The organism is Pseudomonas sp. A1230 (assembly GCF_044218825.1).
GTDB lineage: Bacteria > Pseudomonadota > Gammaproteobacteria > Pseudomonadales > Pseudomonadaceae > Aquipseudomonas > Aquipseudomonas iridis.
Window position 1 is genome coordinate 1,508,398 of record NZ_CP162582.1, and the last position, 25,239, is coordinate 1,533,636.

The window sequence follows — 25,239 nt, forward strand, 5'->3', positions numbered from 1 at the left end:
AAACGATGAACAGTCCCGTATCGCGTCGGGGTTTTCTCAAAGGCAGTGCCCTGTTGGGCGGCGGTCTGGTGGTGGCGTTTGCCGTGCCTGGCGGCCACCGGTTTGCCATGGCGGCGGAGGGTGAGGGCAAAGTCTTTGCGCCGAATGCCTTTCTGCGCATCGGCGCCGACAACAGCGTCACCGTACTGCTCGGGCATTCGGAAATGGGCCAGGGCATCTGGACCGGCCTGACCATGCTGATCGCTGAAGAACTGGACGCTGACTGGTCGACCATCCGCGTCGAACATTCGCCCGCGTCGGCGGCGGATTACGGCATGCCCGCTTTTGGCGGCATGCAGATTACTGGCGGCTCGACGTCAACCTGGATGGAGTTCGACCGCTATCGGTTGGCCGGTGCAACGGCCCGGCAGATGCTGGTCGAGGCGGCGGCCAAGCGCTTCGACGTCGCGCCTTCGACGATTCGCACCGAATCGGGTGTGGTGATTGCTGGCGATAAACGCGCAACCTACGGCGAACTGGCGGACGCCGCCGGGCAACTGCCGGCACCGGATCCGAAATCCATCACGTTCAAGGAGGCCAAGGACTGGAAAGTCATCGGCAAACCGACCAAACGCCTCGATACCCCGGAGAAAATCACCGGCCGCGCCAAGTTCGGCATGGACGTGCAATTCGAGGGTTTGATGACCGCCATGGTCGCCCGTGCGCCGGCTTTCGGGGCGACGGTCAAGTCCTTCGAAGGCGCTCAAGCATTGGCGATCCCGGGCGTACATAAAGTGCTGCAGGTGCCGAGTGGCGTCGCGGTGATTGCGGAGCATTACTGGGCGGCGAAACTGGGCCGCGATGCGCTGAAAGTCGATTGGGACCTGGGGCCTAACGCGGATCTGAGCAGCGAAAAGCTACTGGAGAGCTTTCGCAAACTGGCCACCACACCGGGCACATCAGCCAGTCAGGCCGGCGATGCCAAGGGCAACTTCAGCAAAGCGGCGAAGAAGATCGACGTTGAATACAGCGTGCCTTACCTGGCGCATGCGCCGATGGAACCGTTGAACTGTACGGTGAAAATCAGCGAGCAGAAATGTGAAATCTGGACGGGTACGCAGTTTCAGACGCTCGATCAAATGGTTGCCGGAAAAATCACCGGGTTGAAGCCCGAGCAGGTGGAAATCCACACGGAATTCCTCGGCGGCGGGTTTGGCCGCCGGGCCAATCCGACTTCGGATTTTGTCGCTGAAGCCGTGCAAGTGGCGAAAGCGGCGGGTCTGCCGGTGAAAACCGTGTGGTCGCGGGAGGACGATATCCGCGGCGGTTATTACCGCTCGATGTTCCTGCATCAGGCGCGAATCGGCCTTGGCGCGGATGGGCTGCCCCTGAGCTGGCAGCATGTGCTGGTCGGGCAGTCGATCATGACCGGCACGTTGCTGGAAGCGACCATGGTCAAGAACGGCATCGACCCGACGTCCGTCGAAGGTGTCAGCGACAGTCCGTACGTCAAAGGTCTGGCCCATCATCAGGTCGATCTGCATTCACCGCAGACCGGAATCAACGTGCTGTGGCTGCGTTCGGTGGGGCATAGCCACACGGCGTTTGTCATGGAGTCGCTGATCGACGAAATGGCCACGGCGGCGGGCAAGGACCCGGTCGAATACCGGCGAACATTGCTCAAGGAGCATCCGCGTCATCTCGGCGTGCTCAATCTGGCGGTTGAGAAGGCCAACTGGACAGCGCCGCTGCCGGAGGGCCATGCACTGGGTGTCGCGGTGCACGAATCGTTTGGCAGTTATGTGGCGCAGGTCGCGCAGGTGTCCCAGGACAATCTGGCGATTCGCGTGCATCGGGTGGTGTGCGCGGTGGACTGTGGGATTGCGGTCAACCCGCAGAGCATCGCGGCGCAGATGGAATCGTGCATCACCTTCGGTCTGGGCATGGCGCTGCACAGCAAGCTCACGCTCAAGGACGGTGCGGTCGTGCAGTCCAACTATCACGATTATCAGGTGCTGCGGCTTAACGAAATGCCGGTGGTCGAGGTGCACATCGTACCCAGCAGCGACAAACCTGGCGGCATCGGCGAGGCCGGTGTGCCGCCGACCGCACCGGCGGTGGCCAACGCGGTGTACGCCCTGACCGGGCAACGCCTGCGCGAACTGCCGCTGCAACTGTCGGGGGTATGAGATGAAACGACATCTGGTCTTGGGAGCGGTGGTGTTGGTCGGTCTGGGCGGCTATGCCGCGGATTTGTTCGCCGACGAGCAGGAGGCCTTGAAAGCCTTCGCCACGGTGCAGAAAGTGTTCCAGAGTCCGCGCTGCCAGAACTGCCACATTCCCGGCGATTCGCCGCTGCAATTCGACGCCGGCATTCCTCATGCGATGAGCGTGGTGCGCGGTATGGACGGCAAGGGCGCCGCCGGTTTGCCTTGTGCCACATGTCATGCTGAAAACAATCCACCGGCCAGTTACGGCCCCCATGCCCCTCCGGGGGCGCCGCACTGGAGCCTGCCGCCAGCGGCGCACAAAATGGCCTGGATCGGCCTGCCGCCGGACAAGCTGTGCGCGATGATCAAAGACCGCGCGAGCAATGGCGACCGTGATTTCGCCGCGCTGATCAAACATGTCAGCGAGGACAAACTGGTGCTTTGGGGCTGGAATCCCGGCACCGGCCGCGCGCCAGTGCCGGTGCCGCACGACATATTCGTGAACCAGTTCAAGCTCTGGGCCGATGCTGGGGGGCCTTGTCCTGTAGTGGGTGGTTGATGGGGTGAGGCCGAGGAGAATTAGCGCTACTCTTAGGAACATTGATGCCAATGGAGTGTGTGATGCTGGTTCCCCGAAAACCTGCCAACGAAGAGGCGCGCATTCAGGCGCTGCATGGCCTCAATCTTCTGGATTCGGCTCCCGAAGAGCGTTTCGACCGACTCACGCGGCTGGCCAAACGCCTGTTCAATGTGCCCATTGCATTGGTGACGCTGGTGGACAAGGACCGTCAGTGGTTTAAATCCTGTGTCGGGCTCGATGCTACCGAGACGTCGAGGGACGTTTCCTTCTGCGGCCACGCGATTCTCAAGGATGACCTCCTGTTGGTGCGCGATGCCCGCGAGGATGAGCGCTTCCATGACAATCCGTTGGTGACCGGCGAGCCGAACATTCGTTTCTACGCCGGCTATCCGCTGACCGTGCCCACTGGCAACAAACTTGGGACGTTGTGCCTGATCGACACCAAGCCCCGTGATCTCGACGAAGAGGAGCGTGCGCTGCTGCGTGACTTGGCCGAGATGGCCGAGCAAGAGCTGACGGCGGTGCAGATGGCGAGCATGGACGAGCTGACGCTGCTGTCCAACCGTCGCGGCTTCAAGCAACTGGCTCAGCATGCGCTGGACGCTTGCGCGCGGTTGCACCGGCCGGCGACGCTGCTGTTTTTCGACCTCAACGACTTCAAACAGATTAACGACCTTTACGGTCACGCCGAGGGTGACAGTGCGCTCAAGACTTTCGCCGATGTGCTGCGCATCGCCTTTCGTGAGAGCGATGTGGTCGGACGCCTGGGCGGCGATGAATTCGTCGCACTGCTGACTGGCTCCAGCCACATCGAGACCACAGCGGTCATGGCACGCCTCAAGGAAATTCTCGAAGAACGCAACGCCACGCTCCACCGTGGTTACGCCATCCGCTTCAGCGTCGGCCAGATCGAATACGACGCGCAACGCCACGACAACGTCGACCGCCTGCTGGCCGATGCGGACGGGGCGATGTATGCGCACAAACAGGCGTTGAAGCGTATCCAGTAAGGACCTGAAGCGCAGTGCCCGCGCCCACACGGGCGGCGGCATGCCTGAACTCCAGCAAACCGCTCAAAACATAATGGCGCCGGTGACGTTCGGCGCGTTGTCATCGTTCTTACGGACTCAAGGATTGATAGAACGCCAACCAGGCCGCATGGCAGGTCTCGGCATCTTTCAGGTCGAGGGTAGCCCCGGCACGCTCCAGGGCTGATGCTTCGCGTTCCTTGAACAAGTGATCGACGGCGGCCTGGGCGATGGCGTTGATTGCGGGTGAGGCGTAGGTGTCGGGAATCGCGGCCGACTGCCGCGTGAACGGCGCCCCCGGTACGTCGAGACGCTCAATGATGCCCTGACAGATCGCCTGCTCACGAGGACGCGTGCCGCGCCGGTAGGCCTCGTCATCGAATGGCAGCTCGCGCTGAGCGGCTGACGTCAACAGTGAGGGGGGAATGTCCCTGCGCAACCGCACCTGCGAGTGGCGCACGAAAATTTCGAAAATCCGCGAGGTAAAACCCTCGAGCAACGCGATGATGGCGAACGACCCCGCACCGGCAGGCTGCTGCGGCTCTGCTACCGGGTGCAGCGCAAACAGTTGCAGCGTACCGTCTTCGATATCTAGCCTTTGCTGCAACGGCAGCTCGCAGAACGCTTCCTTGATCAGCGCGACGTAGGCGTTTTTCAAACGCGTCAGGCGGCTGGCCAGTGCAGACTGAAATTGCCCCGATACCTTTCTAAGTCGGGAAAACTGCGGCGCCATCGTATGCAGATTCAACGCTGCCAGCGTCGAGCGCTAGTGCGTCATGTCGGGCTTCAACCTGTCGGCCATGTGCAGCTCGACGAGGGAGTAAAAAGGCGCCTGGTTGTGCGCATTGGCGCTGGCGTCGCTCGCGACCAGAACCCTGTCTTCCAGGTGCAGGTGATGGCCGAAGACAGTCTGCAGATCGGCCAGTGCCACGGTGTAAGGCGTGGCGAACCCTGAGTCGAAAGCTTCCTGGCGCAGCCGGTCCAACGCTTGCGTGTGCGCGCTGAACCGGGCGGCAGCCTGTCCCAGCGTTGCTGCGTCATAGGTGTTGCCGGCAAGCTCGGGATCACGCTGGATCAGGCCTCGGGCGATGGCCCAGTCGGCGACCAGCGCAGCGCTCGCGTACTTGCTCTCGTACGTCTGTGCAGTCAGCGCGATCGGGATGCTGGCCAGGGTCATCAGTTGGTCGAACGACATCAGTCGGCTCAGGCCTGACTTGAGATGCTCGACATGCAACACCGTCTGTTTCAGTTTGACCCAGTCAATGGAGCTGATGTACGTGACGGAGTCCGGGATGCCGCGAATCAGAAACTCCGGCGCAATGCCCGACAACAGCAAGTGGGTGGCCAGGGTTTTGTTTGTGATCGCGGCCAGACCGGATTGATGCTCGATGAAGCGACGCACCTCGCTCAGACTTTCACCCCAGAAAAAGCGGTCGTTCAACGGTTGGCCCACGACCCGGTCGAGCTGCTCGCCGATGTTCGCATCAAGACTGAGGATCAGCGCCGCCATTATCAGACGTTCGCGGTTGACGGCAATCAATGCCTTCTCTTTGTACGCCTGCTTGAACGCACTCAACAATTGGTTGCCCAGCGCATGCGAACGGGGCGTGATGAGGATCTGGCTGATCCGGTAATCCGCTTTGGCCAGCAGTGTTGCGCGGGGCAGGTCGGTGTCGACGCCTTCGCTCAGGTAGTCGATCAGGGGGGCGCTGTCAGGGGGGACGAATGCCTGGGTGGTGTCGATGATCAGTCGGCGTTGCTCCACGGTAAATCGCTCGGCGTTTTTGCCGGGGTGGCCTAACAGGTACCAGTGATCCATGTAAGAGGGATGCAGGGCCAGCAGATTTTTTTCCCACTGCGCGATGCGTCGCGCCGATTCGACGTTGTCGGGCAGATTCATTTCATAGAAACGCATCATTTGCCTCAGGCTGACCTTGCCGTTGCTGCGCATGGCGCCACCGGCCTCGGCTGCCAGTGATTTAAGCCGCTCGAGCATGGCATTCAGCTCTCTGTTTTTTTTCACCTGTGCCGTCAGGTTGACCCAGCTGTCGTTACTGCCTGGCGTCCCCACGTGACCCCTTTCGCTTACCAACAATGGGCTGTTCGCCCGCAGGTTTTCGCGCCTGAGAATCGCTTGAAACGCAGCATTGGCCCTGAACGCCGCCAGGGTCACCTTGTCGGCGGCTACCCGGTACCCCAATGAAGAAACCGGCATCGGTTGGCTCTGTTCCGTCAGATCAATTGGCGCCGTGGCGTCTTTGTTACGGCTCAACGCCTCCAGCCGCCGAATGATGTGCTGGCAGTTCTCGACGTCGCCGAACGCCTGTTGGTAACGCAGAATGGGCAGCGCGGTCTGAACATACTCACTGACGTAGGGCAGGGGCGGCCAGGTCTGCTGGCGTAAACGCGAGACCAGCGTGCGGGCTTGCTGGCTGTTTTGCGGCAATGGGTAGCCGTACCGGCTCAAAACGTGGTCGAGGTCGAGGACCAAAGCGGCGTTGGACAGCAGCGAGCCTGACGTGAGGGTAATCGGCAGGCCGGCAATGCTCGCACGGTCAAACGGCCGCTGCCGTTGCTCGTCGTCCGCAAGGGCCTGTTCGAGTGTCGTCGCAATGTCGCGAAGATCCTGGAGCTGAGTGCTGCGCTCTACGACCAGCGCGGACGTCGTGTGGCCGTCGGCGTTGATGCGTGCGAGGCCGCTGTGTTTCAGCTCATTGATCAATGCGCGAGCCTGCTGCACGTTTTGTGGTTCCGGATAACCGTAAAACGCCAGCACCACGCGGCGCGGAAAGCGATGCCGCGGGTTGGCTGACTTGCCGCCGACATACGGCAGGCCGAATCCGGCCGTATCGATGCGTTGGGAGATCGACCACAGGATCGGTGCCATTTGCCACCAGCCGGAGTCGTCCTCCAGGGTGAATGTGCGCAGGGTGCGCGTGCCGTTCGGGGCAGTCAGGACCTGTAACGTGTCGTCCTTGAGATTGAGGGTGTCGAGGTCGATGTGGAACCGGCTGGCCCAGTCGAGAAATTCCGGGCGCTCCAGTGCAGACCAATAAAGCTCTGTCCACTCATGCAGCAGGCACTCGCGCGGAATCTCGAGGGTGCGCAGCGGGGCGTCGGGGCTGGCGACCGGCACGGCGGTCAATTCATCGATGAGGCATCGGATCAGCGCCTGTTCGCGCCGGTCGCGTTGCGGTTGCTGTTCGGTTTCGTCCATCAGTGTTCTCCTGTAGGCGGTTGAAAACCGCTGAGCGTCGATTGTCGAACGACGGGGAGAACCTCCGGTGGTACATAGTTATCGCTCGTACGCGAGTTTTGCGCAGGCGAAAAAAAACCGCCTCGAAAGGCGGTTTTTTCTACATCGAGATCACTCTTCGATGTTGCCCATGGCGGTGGTGTTGAAGCCGCCGTCCACGTACATGATTTCACCGCTGATGCCCGACGCCAGGTCAGAGCACAGGAACGCGCCGGCGTTGCCGACTTCGTCGATGGTGACGTTGCGACGCAGTGGGGTCTGCGCTTCGTTGGCGGCCAGCATCTTGCGGAAGTTCTTGATGCCGGAAGCGGCCAGCGTACGGATCGGGCCAGCCGATACGCAGTTGACGCGGGTGCCGTCCGGGCCCAGGGAACCGGCCAGGTAACGTACGCCAGCTTCCAGCGAAGCCTTGGCCATGCCCATTACGTTGTAGTTAGGCATGGTGCGCTCGGCGCCCAGGTACGACAGGGTCAGCAGGCTGCCGTTGCGGCCTTTCATCATTTCGCGGCCGGCTTTGGCCAGGGCCACGAAGCTGTAGGCGCTGATGTCGTGAGCGATGCGGAAACCGTCACGGGTGGTGGCTTCGGTGAAGTCGCCGTCCAGTTGGTCGCCCGGGGCGAAGCCAACGGAGTGCACGATGCAGTCCAGGCCGTCCCACTTCTTGCTCAGTGCTTCGAAGACCTTGGCGATTTCTTCATCGCTGGCCACGTCGCACGGGAAGCACAGCTCAGGGCTCGAACCCCAGCCTTGGGCGAATTCTTCAACACGACCTTTCAGTTTGTCGTTCTGATAAGTGAAGGCAAGCTCAGCGCCCTCGCGATGCATGGCGGCAGCGATGCCGGATGCGATGGACAGCTTGCTGGCGACACCGACGATCAGTACGCGCTTACCGGCGAGAAAACCCATGTGTTGCTCCTCTTTCAGGTTATTGCGCAGTGGCTGGTGCCAAAAAAGCGGCTTCCAGCAACTGCTGTGTATACGGATGTTCAGGGGCTGCAAAGATTTCTTGCGCGTCTCCCTGTTCGACCACTTGGCCATGCTTGACCACCATCAACTGGTGGCTCAGCGCTTTGACGACAGCCAGATCATGGCTGATGAACAAATACGTCAGGTTGTACTTGGCTTGCAGTGAACGCAACAGCTCCACCACTTGCCGCTGCACCGTCCGGTCGAGCGCTGAAGTCGGCTCGTCCAGCAGGATCAGCGCCGGTTTGAGCACTAACGCTCGAGCAATGGCGATGCGTTGCCGTTGCCCACCGGAAAATTCGTGGGGGTAGCGGTGCCGGGTTTCCGGATCCAGACCTACCTCCTTCAATGCCGCAATAATTGCCGCTTCCTGTTCGGCGGCGGTACCCATCTTGTGAATCCGCAGGCCTTCACCAACGATGTCGCTGACGCACATCCGCGGGCTCAGGCTGCCGAACGGGTCCTGAAACACCACCTGCATCTCCCGTCGCAACGGGCGAATCTCGTTCTGCGTCAGGCAGTCTAGCTGCTTGCCTTCAAAACGGATCGCGCCTTTGCTGGCGATCAGCCGCAAAATCGCCAGACCCAGCGTGGATTTACCGGAACCGCTTTCGCCCACAATGCCCAAAGTCTGACCTTGAGGCAGGCTGAAATTGATGCCGTCCACTGCCTTGACGTAATCCACCGTGCGCTTGAGCAAGCCTTTCTTGATCGGGAACCAGACTTTCAAGTCCTCGACCTCAAGCAGCGGCGCCCCGATTTTATTGGTCGCCGGGCCTCCGCTGGGCTCCGCGCCGAGCAATTCCCGAGTGTACGGATGCTGCGGCGAACGGAACAGCTCTGCGCACGATGCCTGTTCGACGATGCAACCGCGCTGCATGACACATACGCGATGCGCAATTCTTCGCACCAGGTTCAAATCGTGACTGATCAGTAGCAGCGACATGCCCAATCGGGCCTGAAGTTCCTTGAGCAAATCGAGGATTTTCAGCTGAACGGTCACGTCCAGCGCCGTGGTTGGTTCATCGGCAATCAGCAATTCCGGCTCGTTGGCCAGGGCCATGGCGATCATCACCCGCTGGCGCTGGCCGCCGGACAATTCGTGGGGCAGAGCCTTGAGGCGCTTGTGCGGCTCGGGGATGCCCACCATCTCCAAAAGCTCCAGCGTGCGCCTGGTCGCGACTTTGCCGGTCAGCCCCTTGTGGATGCCGAGCACCTCGTTGATCTGCTTCTCGATCGAGTGCAGCGGGTTGAGCGAGGTCATCGGCTCCTGAAAAATCATCGCGATGCGGTTGCCGCGGATGTGACGGATGGTTTTCTCGCTCAGGCCCAACAGGTTTTGCCCGCCGTAATTGATGCTGCCGGCCGGATGCCGCGCCATCGGGTACGGCAGCAAACGCAGGATGGAGTGGGCGGTCACCGATTTGCCCGAGCCGGATTCGCCGACCAGCGCCAGGGTTTCGCCGCGTTTGATGTCGAAGCTCACGCCCTCTACCACCCGGTGCAGGCGCTCGCCGACACCGAATTCGACGGCGAGGTCGCGCACTTCGATCAGATTGTCCTGATTCATTTCACTTCCTCGGGTCGAAGGCATCGCGAGCGGACTCGCCGATAAACACCAGCAAACTCAGCATCAGCGCCAGCACCGCAAACGCACTCATGCCCAACCATGGCGCTTGCAGGTTGGATTTGCCCTGGGCCACCAGCTCGCCCAGCGACGGACTGCCGGCCGGCAAGCCGAAACCGAGGAAGTCCAGCGCGGTGAGCGTACCGATGGCGCCGGTGAGGATGAACGGCATGAAGGTCATGGTCGAGACCATGGCGTTGGGCAGAATGTGGCGGAACATGATCGCCCCGTTCTGCATGCCCAGCGCCCGCGCTGCGCGTACGTACTCGAGGTTACGGCCACGGAGGAACTCGGCGCGCACCACATCAACCAGACTCATCCACGAAAACAGCAACATGATCCCCAGCAGCCACCAGAAATTCGGCTGGACGAAACTGGCCAGAATGATCAGCAGGTACAGGACCGGCAACCCTGACCAGATCTCCAGAAAACGCTGTCCGGCCAAGTCCACCCAACCACCATAGAAGCCCTGCAGGGCCCCGGCGATCACGCCGATGATCGAACTCAGAATGGTCAGCGTCAGGGCAAACAGTACCGAAATGCGGAAGCCGTAAATCACCCGTGCCAGCACATCGCGACCTTGATCATCGGTGCCCAGCAGGTTGTCCGCCGACGGAGGGGCAGGGGCCGGGACCTTCAGGTCGTAGTTGATGCTTTGATAGTTGTACGGAATCGGCGCCCACAGCACCCACGCATCCTTGGCCTTGAGCAGTTCACGGATGTACGGGCTCTTGTAGTTGGCTTCCAGCGGAAACTCACCGCCGAAGGTGGTTTCCGGGTAGCGCTTGATCGCCGGGAAGTACCAGTTGTTGTCGTAGTGCACCACCAGCGGTTTGTCGTTGGCGATCAATTCGGCGCCCAGGCTCAGCCCGAACAGGATCAGAAACAGCCACAGCGACCACCAGCCGCGCTTGTTGGCCTTGAACAGTTCGAAGCGGCGGCGGTTGAGAGGGGACAGATTCATCTCAATGCTCCCGGCTTTCGAAGTCGATGCGCGGATCGACCAGTGTGTAGGTGAGGTCGCCAATCAGTTTCACTACCAGTCCCAGGAGGGTGAAAATGAACAGGGTGCCGAACACCACCGGGTAATCGCGGTTGATCGCCGCTTCGAAACTCATCAGACCGAGGCCGTCGAGCGAGAAAATCACTTCCACCAGCAACGAGCCGGTGAAGAAGATACCGATGAACGCTGACGGAAACCCGGCGATCACCAGCAGCATGGCGTTGCGGAAGACATGACCGTAGAGCACGCGGTGACGGGTCAGGCCCTTGGCCTTGGCGGTGACCACGTACTGCTTGTTGATCTCGTCGAGGAAGCTGTTTTTGGTCAGCAGGGTCATCGTCGCGAAATTGCCGATCACCAATGCCGTCACCGGCAGCGCCAGGTGCCAGAAGTAATCAAGGACCTTGCCGCCAAGGCTTAATTCGTCAAAGTTGTTCGAGGTCAGGCCGCGTAACGGAAACCAGTCCAGATAACTGCCGCCGGCAAACACCACGATCAGCAGGATCGCGAAGAGGAACGCCGGGATCGCGTAGCCGACGATGATCGCCGAACTGGTCCAGACATCGAAGTGACTGCCGTGCCGCGTGGCTTTGGCGATCCCCAGCGGGATCGACACCAGGTACATGATCAGCGTGCTCCACAGCCCCAGCGAAATCGATACCGGCAGCTTTTCCTTGATCAGGTCGATGACCTTGGCGTCGCGAAAGAAGCTGTCGCCAAAATCCAGCGACGCGTAGTTCTTGACCATGATCCACAGACGTTCCGGGGCCGATTTGTCGAACCCGTACATGTGCTCGATTTCCTTGATCAGCGCCGGGTCGAGGCCCTGCGCACCGCGATAGGCGGAACCGGCCACCGACACTTCGGCACCGCCGCCGGCAATGCGGCTGGTGGCGCCTTCGAAGCCTTCGAGCTTGGCGATCATCTGCTCGACCGGCCCGCCGGGCGCAGCCTGAATGATCACGAAGTTGATCAGCAAAATGCCGAACAGGGTCGGGATGATCAGCAACAGTCGCCGAAAAATATACGCCAGCATCTGATTACTCCGTGCCCGCAGGGTCGGCTTGCAGTTTGGTTTCGACTTCTATCGCCGGTTTCGCGTCGGGTTTGACCCACCAGGTATTAATCCCGATGTCGTACTTGGGCGAGACTTTCGGGTGGCCGATGTGGTTCCAGTAGGCGACGCGCCAGGTCTTGATGTGCCAGTTGGGGATGACGTAATAGCCCCACTGCAACACGCGGTCGAGCGCGCGGGCATGGGCCACGAGACTTTTGCGCGTATCAGCGTTGATCAGGCTCTCGACCAGTTGATCGACGATCGGATCTTTCAAACCCATGGTATTGCGGCTGCTCGGCTTGTCGGCGGCGGCACTCATCCAGAATTCGCGCTGCTCGTTACCCGGCGAATTGGACTGCGGGAAACTGCCGACAATCATGTCGAAATCCCGCGAACGCACGCGGTTGATGTACTGCGAGACATCGACACGGCGGATCACCAGATCGATGCCGAGGTCGCTGAGGTTGCGCTTGAGCGGCAGCAGCACGCGTTCGAAATCGGTCTGCGTCAGCAGAAACTCGATGACCACCGGTTTACCGCTGGCGTCGACCATTTTGTCGTCGACGATCTTCCAGCCGGCCTCTTGCAGCAGTTGATAGGCTTCGCGTTGCTGGGTGCGAATCATGCCGCTGGCGTCGGTCTTCGGATTCTCGAAGGCTTCGCTGAACACCTGCGCCGGCAGTTTGCTGCGAAAGGGTTCGAGAATGGCCCGCTCATCGGCGTCGGGCAGGCCGGTGGCGGCCATTTCCGAGTTTTCGAAATAACTGCGGGTGCGCACATAGGCGCCGTTGAACAGTTGCTTGTTGGTCCATTCGAAATCGAACAGCAGGCTCAAGGCCCGTCGCACGCGCATGTCCTGGAACACCGGGCGACGCAAGTTGTAAATGAAGCCCTGCATGCCGGTCGGGTTGCCGTTGGCGATCTGTTCCTTGATCAACCGACCTTCGGTGACGGCCGGGATGTTGTAGGCGTTGGCCCAACTCTTGGCGGTCATTTCCAGCCAGAAATCGAATTGGCCGGCCTTCAGTGCTTCGAGGGCGACGGTGTTGTCGCGGTAGTAATCGGTGGTCATCGTGTCGAAGTTGTAGAAACCGCGATTGACCGGAAGGTCCTTGCCCCAGTAATCCCTGACCCGCTCGTAGCGCACCGAACGCCCGGCTTTCACTTCGGTGACCTTATAGGGGCCGCTGCCGAGCGGAATTTCCAGGTTGCCCTTGTTGAAGTCACGGCTGGCCCACCAGTGTTTCGGCAGTACCGGCAGTTGGCCGAGGATCAGCGGCAGTTCGCGGTTGTTGGCGTGCTTGAATTTGAACAGTACTTTCAACGGATCTTCTGCGATGACTTCGGCAACGTCATTGTAGTAGCCGCGAAACAGCGGTGAGCCTTCCTTGGTCAGCGTCTCGAAACTGAACACGACGTCGTCGGCGCGTACCGGGTGGCCGTCGTTGAAACGCGCTTCGGGGCGCAGGTAAAAACGCACCCAACTGTTGTCCGGGGCCTTTTCGATCTTGCCGGCGATCAGGCCGTATTCGGTGAAGGGCTCGTCAAGGCTGTGCTTGGTCAGGGTGTCGTAGATCTGGCTGATGTCTTCTGCAGGTACGCCCTTGCTGATGAACGGGTTGAGGCTGTCGAAGCCGCCGGACCCGGCCTGGCGAAAAGTCCCGCCTTTGGGCGCGTCGGGGTTCACATAGTCGAAATGCTTGAAGTCGGCCGGGTATTTCGGCGGCTCGTTGTATAGGGTCAAGGCATGCTGCGGGGCGGCAAACGCCAGCCCGGCGAACAGCAGGCCGCTGGCCTGCACGAGCAGGGCGCGGATCGGTTTCATTGATCTTTCTCCGAAGACTTCAGCCACCATGCGCTCAGGCCCAGGGTGTAGGGCGGCGTGGTGACAAAGGCCAACCGGTTGCGGTAGGCCAGGCGATGATAATTGAGGTACCAGTTGGGAATGCTGTAGTGCTGCCAGAGCAGTACGCGGTCGAGGGCCTTGCCGGCGGCAACCTGCTCGTCGCGGGTGCGCGCGGCGAGCAATTGTTCGAGCAGGTGATCGACCACCGGATTGGCGATGCCCGCGTAATTCTTGCTGCCCTTGATCCCGACCTGGCTGGAATGGAAGTACTGCCATTGCTCAAGGCCCGGGCTGAGGGTCTGGCTGAGCGTCATCAGGATCATGTCGAAGTCGAATTGATCGAGGCGTTGTTTGTACTGGGCGCGATCCACGGTGCGCAGGTGCGCGTCGATGCCGATACTTTTGAGATTCTCGATATACGGCTGGAGGAGGCGTTCCAGGTTCGGATTGACCAGCAACAGCTCGAAGCGAAATGGCTGGCCAGCGGCGTTCTGCAGGCGTTGGCCATTAAGTTTCCAGCCAGCCTCGGCAAGCAACGCCAGCGCCTTGCGCATGGTGTCCCGAGGAACGCCGCGCCCGTCGGTCTGCGGCAGGGTGAACGGCTCGGTAAACAGCTTCGCCGGCAGTTGCTCCCTGTACGGCTTGAGCATCAGCCATTCGTGCCCGACCGGCAGGCCGCTGGCGGAAAATTCGCTGTTGGGGTAGTAACTGGTGGTGCGCTTGTACGCATTGCTGAACAGCGCGCGGTTGGTCCATTCGAAGTCGAACATCAGGCCCAGCGCTTCGCGAACTCTGGTGTCAGCGAAGGTCGCTCGCCGGGTGTTCATGAACAGGCCCTGACTCTGGGTCGGGATCTGATGCGCAATCTGCGCCTTGATCACCTCGCCACGGCGCACGGCCGGGAAGTTGTAGCCGTTGGCCCAGTTCTTCGCCTGATGCTCGATGTAGATGTCGAACTCGCCGGCCTTGAAGGCTTCGAAAGCGACGTCGCTGTCGCGGTAGAACTCGACTTCCATGCGATCGAAATTGTACTTGCCGCGATTGACCGCCAGGTCCTTGCCCCAGTAATCCTTGACCCGCTCGAAGATCAACTGGCGCCCCGGCGTCACCGAAGTGATGCGGTACGGGCCGCTGCCCAGCGGCGGTTCGAAGGTGGTGGCCTTGAAGTCGCGGTCTTTCCAGTAGTGTTGCGGCAGCACGGGTAATTCGCCCAGGCGCAGAATCAACAGCGGGTTACCTGAGCGCTTCATCACGAAACGAATGCGCTGCTTGTTGAGGATGTCGACCCGCAGCACTTCCTGCAGCGCGGTGCGATACAGCGGGTGACCTTCCTTGAGCAGCAATCGGTAGGAGAACGCCACGTCGTAGGCGGTGATGGGGGTTCCGTCGTGGAAGCGTGCTTCCGGGCGCAGATTGAACACCACCCAGCTGCGATCTTCGCTGTACTCCACCGATTGCGCGATCAAGCCGTAGCTGGATGCCGGTTCGTCACCGGACGGCGAATACTGGCCGGTGCCGACCATCAGTGGTTCGTTCAGCTCGTTGATGCCGTACTGAAGGAAATTCCCTGTGGAAACCGGGCTGGTGCCCTTGAAGGTATACGGATTGACCGTATCGAAAGTGCCGAACGCCATTACCCGCAACGTACCGCCCTTGGGCGCTTGCGGGTTGACCCAGTCGAAGTGGGTAAATCTGGCCGGGTACTTGAGCGTGCCGAATTGCGCATAACCGTGACTTTCGGTAATCGTCGCACTTGCGGATGAGCTCAAGGCCAGGCTGATCAGGAGCAGGAGGAGGGGACGCTTCAAGTCAGATCTGATCCAGGCGGCTTGGGCTTTGTGGGCCGTACAGTAACAGCTTGTCTGGACAGGAAAAAGATAGCGGGTTAATGGGCTGTTAATCCTCTTGCCGAAGAACCCCTCACCCTGACCCTTTCCAGAAGGAAGAGGGGATGGATCTACCAGTCACCCCGCGTTCAAGCCAGACAACCGTCGAAAAAAAAGCCCCTGAATTTCAGGGGCTGTTTTATCAATCAATGCGGCGAATAAACCGTGAGCATCTGCCCTGGCTTCAATGCCTTGCCTGCGCCCGGATTCCAGCGCTTGAGATGTTGCATCTCAACGTTGAAACGCTTGGCCACTACATACAAGGTGTCGCCGCGCTTGACCTTGTACTGGGTCTGCTGGGCGCTCTCGGCCTTGCCTTTGGTCTTGCTGTTGGCCGCAATTACAGTGTTGACCCGGCCACTCTTGCGCGAAGGGCTGCGCTTGGTGTTGTCCTGCATCACCAGGGTCTGACCGACCTTGAGGTTCTTGCCGGTCAGTTTGTTCCAGCGTTGCAGATCCTTGACTTCAACCTTGTTGGCCTTGGCGATGGTGCCAAGGTTGTCGCCGCGTTTCACGCGGTAGGCGCGCTTGAGCTGCGCCACTTCGGCAGGATCGGCACCTTCGAACACCGGTTTCAGTGAGCGCGGGCTGATCAACTCGTCAGGGCGTATGGTTTGCAGGCTGGCGGTCAGCAGTTGCGCCTTGGACGTCGGCACCAGCAAATGCTGAGGCCCGTCGATGGTCGTGCGCTGCTTGAACGCCGGGTTGAGCTGGAACAGTTCGTCTTCGTCGATGTTGGCCACCGCAGCGACTTTCGACAAGTCCATGCGCTGGTTGATTTCGACGACCTGGAAGTACGGTTCGTTGGCGATCGGATTGAGATTGACGCCGTAGGCTTCCGGCGCCAGGACCACTTGTGACAGGGCCAGCAACTTTGGCACATAGGCCTGGGTTTCCGCTGGCAGTGGCAGGTTCCAGTAGTCGGTTGGCAGGCCGAGCCTTTCGTTACGCTCGATCGCGCGGCTCACTGTGCCTTCACCGGCGTTGTAGGCCGCCAGCGCCAGCAGCCAGTCACCGTTGAACATATCGTGCAGACGGGTCAGGTAATCCATTGCTGCGGTGGTCGAGGCAGTGATATCGCGACGGCCATCGTAGAAACGGGTCTGACGCAGGTTGAAGTAACGACCGGTGGAAGGAATGAATTGCCAGAGACCTACCGCATTGGCCCGGGAATAGGCCATAGGGTTGTAGGAGCTTTCAATAACTGGCAGCAGGGCCAGTTCCAGCGGCATGTTGCGTTCTTCGAGGCGTTCGACGATGTAATGAATATAGAGACTGCCGCGTTCGCCGGCGTTCTCGAGAAAAGAGGGGTTGCTGGCAAACCACAGGCGCTGCTGCTCGATGCGCGGGTTCACGCCCAGGCCTTCCTGCAACTGGAAACCCTGGCGCATGCGCTCCCAGACATCCTGGGGAACCTGTGGGCTGGGCTTCTCGGTCAGCCAGATCGGCTTCTGCTTCGCTCGCGCAGCAATGTTCGGCGTATGGGTCGCTTCAGGCTGCGGGGCATGGCTGGAACAGCCCGCCAGCGTGGCAGACACCGCCACCGCGATGGCTTGCGCCAGGCGGGTCAACGCATCTGAATTGACGGACTTACGTATGGATGACGACATTGGCTGGAAGTAAGTTCCGGGCAAAAATGTCGGGCGATTCTAGAAAGTGCACCCCTCGCGGTCAACCATTCAGAATTTTTGTATCAGGCCATGGGGCACTTAGAACGTATCTTTCCATGCCCGCAGAGCCGCAAAAACCTCACTCGGGGCCCGGTTTTGAGCGCCGTCCCGTTCGTCCACTTTTTGTGTAACCAATGTTTCAGTGGTGCGCAAAAACGGATTTGTGAGCTTTTCAAGCGCCAGGGTCGAGGGCAGGGTCATGACACCGTTTTGCCGTTGGCGGGTGACTTTTTCCAGACGGGCGGCAATGTCCGGGTTGCCCGGTTCAACCGCTGCGGCAAACTTGAGGTTGCTCAGGGTGTATTCGTGGGTGCAATAGACCAGCGTATCTTCAGGCAGCGCGGCGAGCCGGCTGAGCGAGTGGTGCATCTGCTCAGGCGTGCCCTCGAACAAGCGGCCACAACCGGCGGCAAACAGCGTATCGCCGCAAAACAGCAAGCCGTGGTGATAATAGGCAATGTGTCCCAATGTGTGACCGGGCACCGCGTAGACATCGAAGTCCCAGCCGAGCACGCTGACGCTGTCGTTGTCCTTGAGCGCCACGTCTCGTGCCGGAATGTTTTCGCTGGCCGGGCCGTACACGGTGGCGCCGCTGAGCTGCTTCAGGCGCTCGACGCCGCCGACATGATCGTGATGATGGTGGGTGATCAGGATATCGCTCAGCACCCAGCCAGGATGGGCGTCGAGCCACGCCAGCACGGGCGCTGCATCGCCTGGATCGACCACCACGCAGCGTTGGGTACGGTGATCCTGTAACAACCAGATGTAGTTATCGGTGAACGCGGGCAGGGCACTGATCTGTATCATCGTCGGAATTCGCCAAGCGGAAAACATTGGCGCATCTTAGTAGTTCCTGGCGCGTTGGAGAATGACATGACCGATAAAGCGTTCGCTCAGGCAGATCCCGACTGGCTGGCTTTGATCAGCGCCGCCCGTGAATGGCTGTCGGGCCCGCTCGGGCAATTTCTGCTGGATGAAGAGCGGCGCATGCTCGAAGACGAGCTGGCCCGGTTCTTCGGTGGCTATCTGGTGCACTACGGCCCCTCGGCCGAAACCCCGCCGTCAGCGCCGCAAGTGCAGCGCAACGTGCGACTCGGTGCGCCGTTGCCGGGGGTCGAGATTGTCTGCGAAGAGCAGGCCTGGCCATTGAGCGAGCACGCCGCCGACGTGGTGGTGATGCAGCATGGTCTGGATTTCTGTCTGTCACCTCACGGTCTGTTGCGCGAAGCGGCGAGCAGCGTGCGCCCTGGCGGGCATTTACTGATTATCGGCATCAACCCCTGGAGCACCTGGGGCCTGCGCCATGCATTTGCTCACGACGCCTTGCGCAAGGCACGCTGCATCTCGCCATCGCGGGTTGCCGACTGGCTCAATCTGCTGGGCTTTGCGCTGGAGAAACGCCGCTTCGGGTGCTATCGTCCGCCGCTCGCGTCGCCCAAGTGGCAGGCCCGTCTGGCCGGCTGGGAACGCAAGGCCGGTGACTGGCAACTGTCGGGAGGCGGCTTCTACTTATTGGTGGCGCGCAAGATTGTTGTCGGGCTACGCCCACTGCGCCAGGAGCGACGCGAGCCGATGGGCAAGCTGATTCCGCTGCCGATGGCCAAGGTCAACCGCCGCCGCATCGAACCGTAAACCCTTCTTTTTATAGTGGCCGGACTTGCTTCGGCCGCGGTCATCGTCGATCCGCGATTGGCGAGGCACGCATTTTTTCTGGATAGATTGGCATGAGCGAAACCGTCGAAAGCGTAGAACTGTTCACCGATGGCGCCTGCAAGGGCAATCCCGGCCCGGGCGGCTGGGGCGCCTTGCTGGTGTGCAAGGGCGTCGAAAAGGAACTGTGGGGCGGCGAGGCCAACACCACCAACAATCGCATGGAACTGCTCGGCGCGATCCGCGGCCTCGAAGCCTTGAAGCGCCCGTGTGAAGTGCTGCTGGTGACCGACTCGCAATACGTGATGAAGGGCATCAACGAGTGGATGGTCAACTGGAAGAAGCGCGGCTGGAAGACAGCTGCCAAAGAGCCAGTGAAGAACGCTGATCTGTGGAAAGAGCTGGACGAGCAGGTCAACCGCCACAAGGTCACCTGGAAGTGGGTGCGCGGGCACATTGGTCATCACGGTAACGAGCGCGCTGACCAGTTGGCGAACCGTGGCGTTGATGAAGTGCGCGGTTACAAGCAGAGCTGATTTTTTCCAGTTCCACCGTGGCGCCCATTCGCGAGCAGGCTCGCTCCCACATTGGATTTGTGCAGTTCACAAATCCCCCTGCAGGAGTGAGCCTGCTGGCGAAGAACGATAACGCGCCAAGGCAGATACACCCCGTGAGCGTGTTAAGATCCGCGTTTTTGCCCGATTGACCCGTTGAGAGCTGAGCACTGATGGCCACCAGATCCGTTGTACTCGATACCGAAACCACCGGCATGCCGGTGACCGATGGTCACCGGATTATCGAAATCGGTTGTGTCGAACTGATCGGTCGGCGCCTCACGGGCCGGCATTTCCACGTCTACCTGCAACCGGATCGCGAGAGTGACGAAGGCGCCATCGGCGTCCACGGCATCACCAACGAATTCCTCGTCGGCAAGCCGCGCTTTGCCGAAGTCGCCGATGAGTTCTTCGAGTTCATCAAAGGCGCGCAGCTGATCATCCACAACGCGGCGTTCGACGTTGGCTTCATCAACAACGAATTCGCCTTGATGGGGCGACAGGATCTCGCAGACATCACGCAACACTGCTCGATCCTCGACACCCTGATGATGGCCCGGGAACGTCACCCGGGTCAGCGCAACAGCCTCGATGCATTGTGCAAACGTTATGGCGTCGACAACTCCGGCCGTGAACTGCACGGCGCCTTGCTCGACTCCGAGATCCTCGCCGACGTCTACCTGACCATGACCGGTGGCCAGACCAGTCTGTCGCTGGCCGGCAACGCCTCCGACGGCAATGGCACCGGCGATGGTTCGGACAACTCCGCTACCGAGATTCGTCGCTTGCCGGCTGATCGCCAGCCAGCACGGATCATTCGTGCAACTGAAGATGAACTGGCTGCGCATCTGGTGCGGCTGGAGATCATTGCCAAGTCGGCCGGTGGACCGGCATTGTGGACGCAGATTGCCGAGGCTGACGCGCAGGCTTGAAGATCAAAAGATCGCGTTGCTGACAACTGGCCACCCTCGCCACTTTCGCTGCAACCCTCTACCCTGAATGCATTGGCGGATTCGAATCCGCCGCCTCAGGACACTGAGCCTCATGTACAAAGACTTGAAATTTCCGGTGTTGATTGTCCATCGTGATATCAGGGCCGACACGGTCGCCGGCGATCGTGTCCGAGGCATTGCCCGGGAGTTGGAGCAGGAAGGTTTCAGTATCGTTTCGGCCACCGACTACGCGGAAGGGCGTCTGGTGGCTTCGACCCATCATGGTCTGGCATGCGTGTTGATTGCCGCCGAGGACGCCAGCACCGACTCGCATCTTTTGCAGAACATGGCCGAACTGATCAGCCTCGCACGGGTGCGGGCGCCGGATCTGCCGATCTTCGCCTTGGGCGAGCAAGTCACCCTGGAAAATGCCCCCGCCGACGCCATGGCCGAGCTCAATCAACTGCGCGGCATCCTTTACCTGTTCGAAGACACCGTACCGTTTCTCGCCCGGCAAGTGGCGCGGGCGGCGCGCAAGTATCTCGACGGTTTGCTGCCGCCGTTTTTCAAGGCGCTGGTGCAACACACCGCCGACTCCAATTATTCCTGGCACACCCCCGGCCATGGCGGCGGCGTGGCGTATCACAAGAGTCCGGTGGGGCAGGCGTTTCATCAGTTTTTCGGTGAAAACACTCTGCGCTCCGACTTGTCAGTGTCGGTGCCCGAACTCGGTTCGCTGCTCGATCACACCGGCCCGCTCGCCGAGGCGGAAGCCCGTGCAGCACGCAACTTCGGAGCCGACCACACTTTTTTCGTGATCAACGGCACTTCGACCGCCAACAAGATCGTCTGGCATTCGATGGTCGCTCGCGATGATCTGGTGTTGGTGGATCGCAACTGCCACAAGTCGGTGTTGCACGCGATCATCATGACCGGCGCGATCCCGCTGTACCTGTGCCCGGAGCGTAATGAACTGGGGATTATCGGCCCGATACCGCTGAGCGAATTCAGCCGCGAATCGATCCAGGCCAAGATCGACGCCAGTCCGCTGACCAAGGGGCGCGCGCCGAAAGTGAAACTGGCGGTGGTCACCAACTCGACCTACGACGGGCTCTGTTACAACGCCGAACTGATCAAACAAAGCCTGGGCAATAGCGTCGAAGTACTGCATTTCGACGAGGCCTGGTACGCCTATGCGGCGTTTCACGAGTTCTTCGCCGGGCGCTATGGCATGGACACTTCGCGCAGCGAAGACAGCCCTCTGGTGTTTACCACCCATTCCACTCACAAGATGCTGGCGGCGTTCAGTCAGGCCTCGATGATTCATGTGCAGGACGGCGGCGCGCGGCAACTGGATCGTGATCGTTTCAATGAAGCATTCATGATGCACATCTCGACCTCGCCGCAGTACAGCATCATCGCCTCGCTGGACGTGGCTTCGGCGATGATGGAAGGCCCGGCGGGGCGCTCGCTGTTGCAGGAAACCTTCGACGAAGCCCTGAGTTTTCGCCGTGCGCTGGCCAATCTGCGTCAGCACATCGCGGCGGATGACTGGTGGTTTTCGATCTGGCAGCCGCCGGGTGTCGAAGGCATCGACCGCGTCCACACCGAGGACTGGTTGCTAAAGCCCGACGCCGACTGGCATGGTTTCGGCGAGGTCAGCGACGATTACGTTCTGCTCGATCCGATCAAGGTCACGCTGGTGATGCCGGGCCTGAACGCCGGTGGCGCGTTGAGCGAGAAGGGCATCCCGGCGGCGGTGGTCAGCAAGTTCCTCTGGGAGCGTGGGCTGGTGGTGGAGAAGACCGGGCTGTATTCGTTTCTGGTGTTGTTCTCCATGGGCATCACCAAAGGCAAATGGAGCACGTTGCTCACCGAGTTGCTGGAGTTCAAGCGCAGTTACGACGCTAATGTAAGTCTGGCGACGTGTCTGCCGTGTGTCGCCCAGCAAGATGCCGCACGCTATCGCGGCATGGGCCTGCGGGATTTGTGCGATCAATTGCACGCCTGTTATCGCAGCAATGCCACCGCCAGGCATCTCAAGCGCATGTACACGGTGCTGCCGGAAATCGCCATGAAGCCGGCCCACGCATACGATCATCTGGTGCGCGGTGAAGTCGAGGCGGTGCCGATCGACGAGCTGGAAGGGCGGATTGCCGCCGTGATGCTGGTGCCGTACCCGCCGGGCATTCCGTTGATCATGCCGGGTGAGCGCTTTACCGAGTCGACTCGCTCGATCATCGATTACCTGAAATTTGCCCGCACGTTCGATAGCAGCTTCCAGGGTTTCGTTGCCGATGTACATGGACTGCAACATGAAGACGAAGGCAATGGGCGGCATTACACCGTCGATTGCGTCAAGGAATGAGGAGCTTTGCGAGCATGCAACCGGTCATGAATCCAAAATACCCAGGGCTGTCGGTGCGGGTTGCCGATGAAGGTTTTGCGCCTTATATCTGGGGCAGTGACTTCAGTTTTGAAGTCGCGGCATATGGTGTCGCTGTTATCGGCAAACCCGTCGACCAGTGGCGGGTGACGCCCATCGTGCCGTACCGCAAGTGCTATGGCATTGATCCCGAGGAATTCAGCAGCTTTCACAAAGCTGCCGATAGCGCGATATTTATGGCCTACCTCGATGATGAGCCAGTGGGCCATCTGGTGATCAGCACCAACTGGAACGGCTTTGCCCATATCGATGAACTGGCGGTGCACGCGCCGGCCCGTCGCCATGGCGTGGCCAAGGCATTGCTGGATGTGGCGCAGTTCTGGAGTCGCAAGAAGAAACTGCCGGGCATCATGCTCGAAACCCAGAACAACAACCTCGGTGCCTGTCGGCTGTATGAGCGATGCGGGTATGTGATTGGCGGCGTCGACAAGTTGCGTTATCGCGGTATTGATCCGAACACCGCCGAAGAGGCGCTGTTCTGGTATCGATTGTTCGATAACCCGCTGGAAAATCCGCTCAGTTCGACAACATCGCCTCGGCTTGTTCCGTGATAATCGCCAGTAACGTCTGAATCGCCGATGAGGGTGCGGCGTGTTTGAAGGTCAGGGCGTAGAGGCTGATCGGCACGGCGGGCGACAGCGGGCAGACATCCAGCCCGGCCGCACGCGCTCCGAGCGCGGTAAACGGGTCGACGATGGCCAGCCCTTCACCAGCCTCGACCATGCTGCGCATCATCTGGTGGGTTTGCACGCGGGTCTGGATACTCGGCGCCGGACGCACGGCCTGGAGTTTGTTATCCAGCGCCGGGCTCAGCGGGTCCTGACCCTCGAGTCCGACCATCGCCTGGCCCGCCAGATCCTGTAGGGAAATGTACTTTTGTCTGGGTTGCAGCCAGCCATGCGGCGCGAGCAGTTGCAACTTGCTCTGGGCCAGTGGCTGGCAATGAATGTCGGGGTGTTCGGGATCATGCAGGCTCAAGCCGAGATCGCTTTCGCGCAGCAGCAAGCTGCGGACGATGTCGCGGGTCGGCGCGCTGAGCAGGCTGCACGGTGCATCTGGCAGGCGTCGACGCAGGGCGGCGAGGCTGTGCGGGAGTAATTGTTGCGCCAGCGGCGGTGTGCCGATGATGCGCAGCGGCGGTGCGAGGTATTGCTTGAGGCTGCTGGCCAGGCGTTGCACCGGCTCCAGCGCTTCGTAAACGTGCGCGATTTCCACCTGCAACGCCCGCGCCTCGGGTGTCGATTGCAGGCGCCCGCGAACGCTGGCGAACAGCATGAACCCCAACTGACTCTCGGCTTCACGCAAACGCTCTTCGACTTCGGTCACCGGCAACTGCAGCCATTCGGCGGCGGTGCCCATGTGACCAGTCTGCAAGAGCGCCTGAATCACTTCGATATGGCGTAAACGCATGCGTGAAGTCCATGTTCAGCAGGTGGGGTCAGAGGCCGAATCCTACCCCAAGTCTGCGCATATGACTTCTGCTCATAACGCACGCTTATGAAGCGACGATTGGCTCAGGTTCGCGCGTCAGGATAATGCCTGACTGAACCAGCTTGAATTCAGCGTCATCAAGTTTCTCGATGCGATCGCCAATCGCCAGTTTGTAAGTGGTGACGGGCTCCTTGCCGGTGATTCCGTCCGCCGACGGAGTGGATTCCTGGAACTCATGCACGGAATAAACGCGGCCTTCCGCATCTCTTGCATGGAACTGACCGACGAGTACTGCTGCCATCTGCTTAGAACCTCTGGAGATAAAACGCTTGATTTGCGGCTTGGTAGACCGTCATCAAGTGCTGTAAGTTTTCCTACAGGAAAAAAATAATCAGCAGGCGGGAATTTCCCTCCTCTGCTGGTGAAATCGTCATCGGATCATCTATAACTAGTGGCTCCCCCACTGACAGTCGAGAGTTTCCATGAGCAATGTCTACAACGTCGCAGTAGTGGTTGGTAGCCTGCGTAAAGCTTCGATCAATCGCAAGGTCGCTTTGGCACTGGCTGAGCTGGCGCCAGCGAACCTGAAGCTTGAGATTGTCGAGATTGGCGACCTGCCTCTGTACAACGAAGACATCGACGGTGATTCACCGCCCGCAGCCTACAGCACTTTCCGTGAAAAAGTGGGTTCATCCGACGCGTTGTTGTTTGTGACGCCGGAGTACAACCGTTCCGTGCCGGCACCGCTGAAGAACGCCATCGATGTCGGCTCGCGGCCTTACGGCAAGAGCGCCTGGAGCGGCAAACCGGGCGCGGTGATGAGCGTATCGCCGGGGGCAATCGGTGGTTTTGGCGCGAACCAGCATCTGCGCCAGTCGTTTGTGTTTCTTGATGTTCACTGCATGCAGCAACCGGAAGCCTATTTGGGTGGCGCGGGCTCGGCATTTGATGAAGCGGGTAAATTAAGCGAGTCGGTGAAGCCGTTCTTGCAAAAGTTTATTGATGCCTACGGCCAGTTCGTCGAGCAACACAAAAAGTAAAGACCTCTTAACCGAAGCCCTGTGGGAGCGAGCTTGCTCGCGAAGGCTGACCTTCAATCACCAATAATGTGTGGCTGA

Annotated in this window: 21 protein-coding genes; 9 read left to right on the top strand and 12 right to left on the bottom strand. The window is 60.2% G+C overall.

The annotated features are described in order from the left end of the window. The first annotated feature begins 5 nt into the window (after positions 1-5). The 3 genes from AB4P97_RS07160 (at position 6) to AB4P97_RS07170 (ending at position 3,779) form a co-directional block, all read left to right on the top strand. Positions 6-2,168, top strand: coding sequence for a molybdopterin cofactor-binding domain-containing protein (locus AB4P97_RS07160; protein ID WP_395602312.1), 2,163 nt, complete (start codon positions 6-8; stop codon positions 2,166-2,168). 1 nt (position 2,169) lies between these two features. After that, positions 2,170-2,748 carry a hypothetical protein gene (locus AB4P97_RS07165; protein ID WP_395602313.1) on the top strand — a complete coding sequence of 193 codons (579 nt, stop codon included), beginning with the start codon at positions 2,170-2,172 and terminating at the stop codon, positions 2,746-2,748. Positions 2,749-2,810: 62 nt separating this feature from the next. Further along, positions 2,811-3,779, top strand: a complete 969-nt coding sequence (locus AB4P97_RS07170) for a diguanylate cyclase domain-containing protein (protein WP_395602314.1) — start codon at positions 2,811-2,813, stop codon at positions 3,777-3,779. 109 nt (positions 3,780-3,888) lie between these two features. On the opposite strand, the gene AB4P97_RS07175 is transcribed toward AB4P97_RS07170, so the two are convergent. From AB4P97_RS07175 to gloB, 10 genes are all read right to left on the bottom strand, one after another. Continuing rightward, on the bottom strand, positions 3,889-4,545 hold the full coding sequence (locus AB4P97_RS07175) for a hypothetical protein (RefSeq protein WP_395602315.1): 657 nt from the start codon (positions 4,543-4,545) through the stop codon (positions 3,889-3,891). An 18-nt stretch (positions 4,546-4,563) separates the two neighbouring features. Next, complete coding sequence (locus AB4P97_RS07180; RefSeq protein WP_395602316.1) at positions 4,564-7,014, bottom strand: hypothetical protein; 2,451 nt, start codon at positions 7,012-7,014, stop codon at positions 4,564-4,566. Between the two features lie 150 nt (positions 7,015-7,164). Further along, positions 7,165-7,959, bottom strand: coding sequence for an enoyl-ACP reductase FabI (gene fabI, locus AB4P97_RS07185; RefSeq protein ID WP_007910591.1), 795 nt, complete (start codon positions 7,957-7,959; stop codon positions 7,165-7,167). 19 nt (positions 7,960-7,978) lie between these two features. Further along, positions 7,979-9,589, bottom strand: coding sequence for an ABC transporter ATP-binding protein (locus AB4P97_RS07190; protein ID WP_047300747.1), 1,611 nt, complete (start codon positions 9,587-9,589; stop codon positions 7,979-7,981). A gap of 1 nt (position 9,590) precedes the next feature. Beyond that, a complete protein-coding gene (locus AB4P97_RS07195) occupies positions 9,591-10,610 on the bottom strand; it encodes an ABC transporter permease (RefSeq protein ID WP_042558794.1) in 1,020 nt (339 codons plus the stop codon). 1 nt (position 10,611) lies between these two features. Continuing rightward, a complete protein-coding gene (locus AB4P97_RS07200; protein ID WP_042558795.1) occupies positions 10,612-11,685 on the bottom strand; it encodes a microcin C ABC transporter permease YejB in 1,074 nt (357 codons plus the stop codon). 4 nt (positions 11,686-11,689) lie between these two features. Next, positions 11,690-13,531, bottom strand: a complete 1,842-nt coding sequence (locus AB4P97_RS07205) for an extracellular solute-binding protein (protein WP_042558796.1) — start codon at positions 13,529-13,531, stop codon at positions 11,690-11,692. After that, on the bottom strand, positions 13,528-15,360 hold the full coding sequence (locus AB4P97_RS07210) for an extracellular solute-binding protein (RefSeq protein ID WP_395602317.1): 1,833 nt from the start codon (positions 15,358-15,360) through the stop codon (positions 13,528-13,530). Before AB4P97_RS07210 ends, AB4P97_RS07205 begins: the two co-directional genes overlap by 4 nt. A gap of 224 nt (positions 15,361-15,584) precedes the next feature. Continuing rightward, positions 15,585-17,048, bottom strand: coding sequence for a transglycosylase SLT domain-containing protein (locus AB4P97_RS07215; protein ID WP_395602318.1), 1,464 nt, complete (start codon positions 17,046-17,048; stop codon positions 15,585-15,587). 99 nt (positions 17,049-17,147) lie between these two features. After that, the gene (gloB, locus tag AB4P97_RS07220) at positions 17,148-17,915 is read right to left on the bottom strand and encodes a hydroxyacylglutathione hydrolase (protein WP_042562028.1); all 768 of its coding nucleotides are present in this window, start codon (positions 17,913-17,915) and stop codon (positions 17,148-17,150) included. Positions 17,916-17,981: 66 nt separating this feature from the next. Here gloB and AB4P97_RS07225 point away from each other — a divergent pair, with 66 nt between their 5' ends. From AB4P97_RS07225 to AB4P97_RS07245, 5 genes are all read left to right on the top strand, one after another. Then, complete coding sequence (locus AB4P97_RS07225) at positions 17,982-18,740, top strand: class I SAM-dependent methyltransferase (protein WP_042558799.1); 759 nt, start codon at positions 17,982-17,984, stop codon at positions 18,738-18,740. Positions 18,741-18,832: 92 nt separating this feature from the next. After that, entirely contained in the window at positions 18,833-19,294 is a 462-nt protein-coding gene (gene rnhA / locus AB4P97_RS07230) for a ribonuclease HI (protein ID WP_042558800.1), read from the top strand. Positions 19,295-19,485: 191 nt separating this feature from the next. Next, positions 19,486-20,244, top strand: a complete 759-nt coding sequence (gene dnaQ / locus AB4P97_RS07235; RefSeq protein ID WP_047300751.1) for a DNA polymerase III subunit epsilon — start codon at positions 19,486-19,488, stop codon at positions 20,242-20,244. 112 nt (positions 20,245-20,356) lie between these two features. After that, positions 20,357-22,612, top strand: a complete 2,256-nt coding sequence (locus AB4P97_RS07240; protein WP_047300752.1) for an Orn/Lys/Arg decarboxylase N-terminal domain-containing protein — start codon at positions 20,357-20,359, stop codon at positions 22,610-22,612. Positions 22,613-22,626: 14 nt separating this feature from the next. Beyond that, positions 22,627-23,241: a GNAT family N-acetyltransferase gene (locus AB4P97_RS07245; RefSeq protein WP_042558809.1), complete on the top strand. Its 615-nt coding sequence runs from the start codon at positions 22,627-22,629 to the stop codon at positions 23,239-23,241. On the opposite strand, the gene AB4P97_RS07250 is transcribed toward AB4P97_RS07245, so the two are convergent. Together AB4P97_RS07250 and AB4P97_RS07255 are read right to left on the bottom strand one after the other, a co-directional pair. Next, on the bottom strand, positions 23,207-24,100 hold the full coding sequence (locus tag AB4P97_RS07250) for a LysR family transcriptional regulator (RefSeq protein WP_395602319.1): 894 nt from the start codon (positions 24,098-24,100) through the stop codon (positions 23,207-23,209). The two genes, AB4P97_RS07245 and AB4P97_RS07250, sit on opposite strands and share 35 nt — an antisense overlap. Positions 24,101-24,185: 85 nt before the next feature. Further along, positions 24,186-24,422, bottom strand: a complete 237-nt coding sequence (locus AB4P97_RS07255; protein ID WP_042558811.1) for a hypothetical protein — start codon at positions 24,420-24,422, stop codon at positions 24,186-24,188. 181 nt (positions 24,423-24,603) lie between these two features. Between AB4P97_RS07255 and AB4P97_RS07260 the strand changes: the two genes are divergently transcribed. Further along, complete coding sequence (locus AB4P97_RS07260) at positions 24,604-25,161, top strand: NADPH-dependent FMN reductase (RefSeq protein ID WP_042558812.1); 558 nt, start codon at positions 24,604-24,606, stop codon at positions 25,159-25,161. The last annotated feature ends 78 nt before the right edge of the window (positions 25,162-25,239 follow it).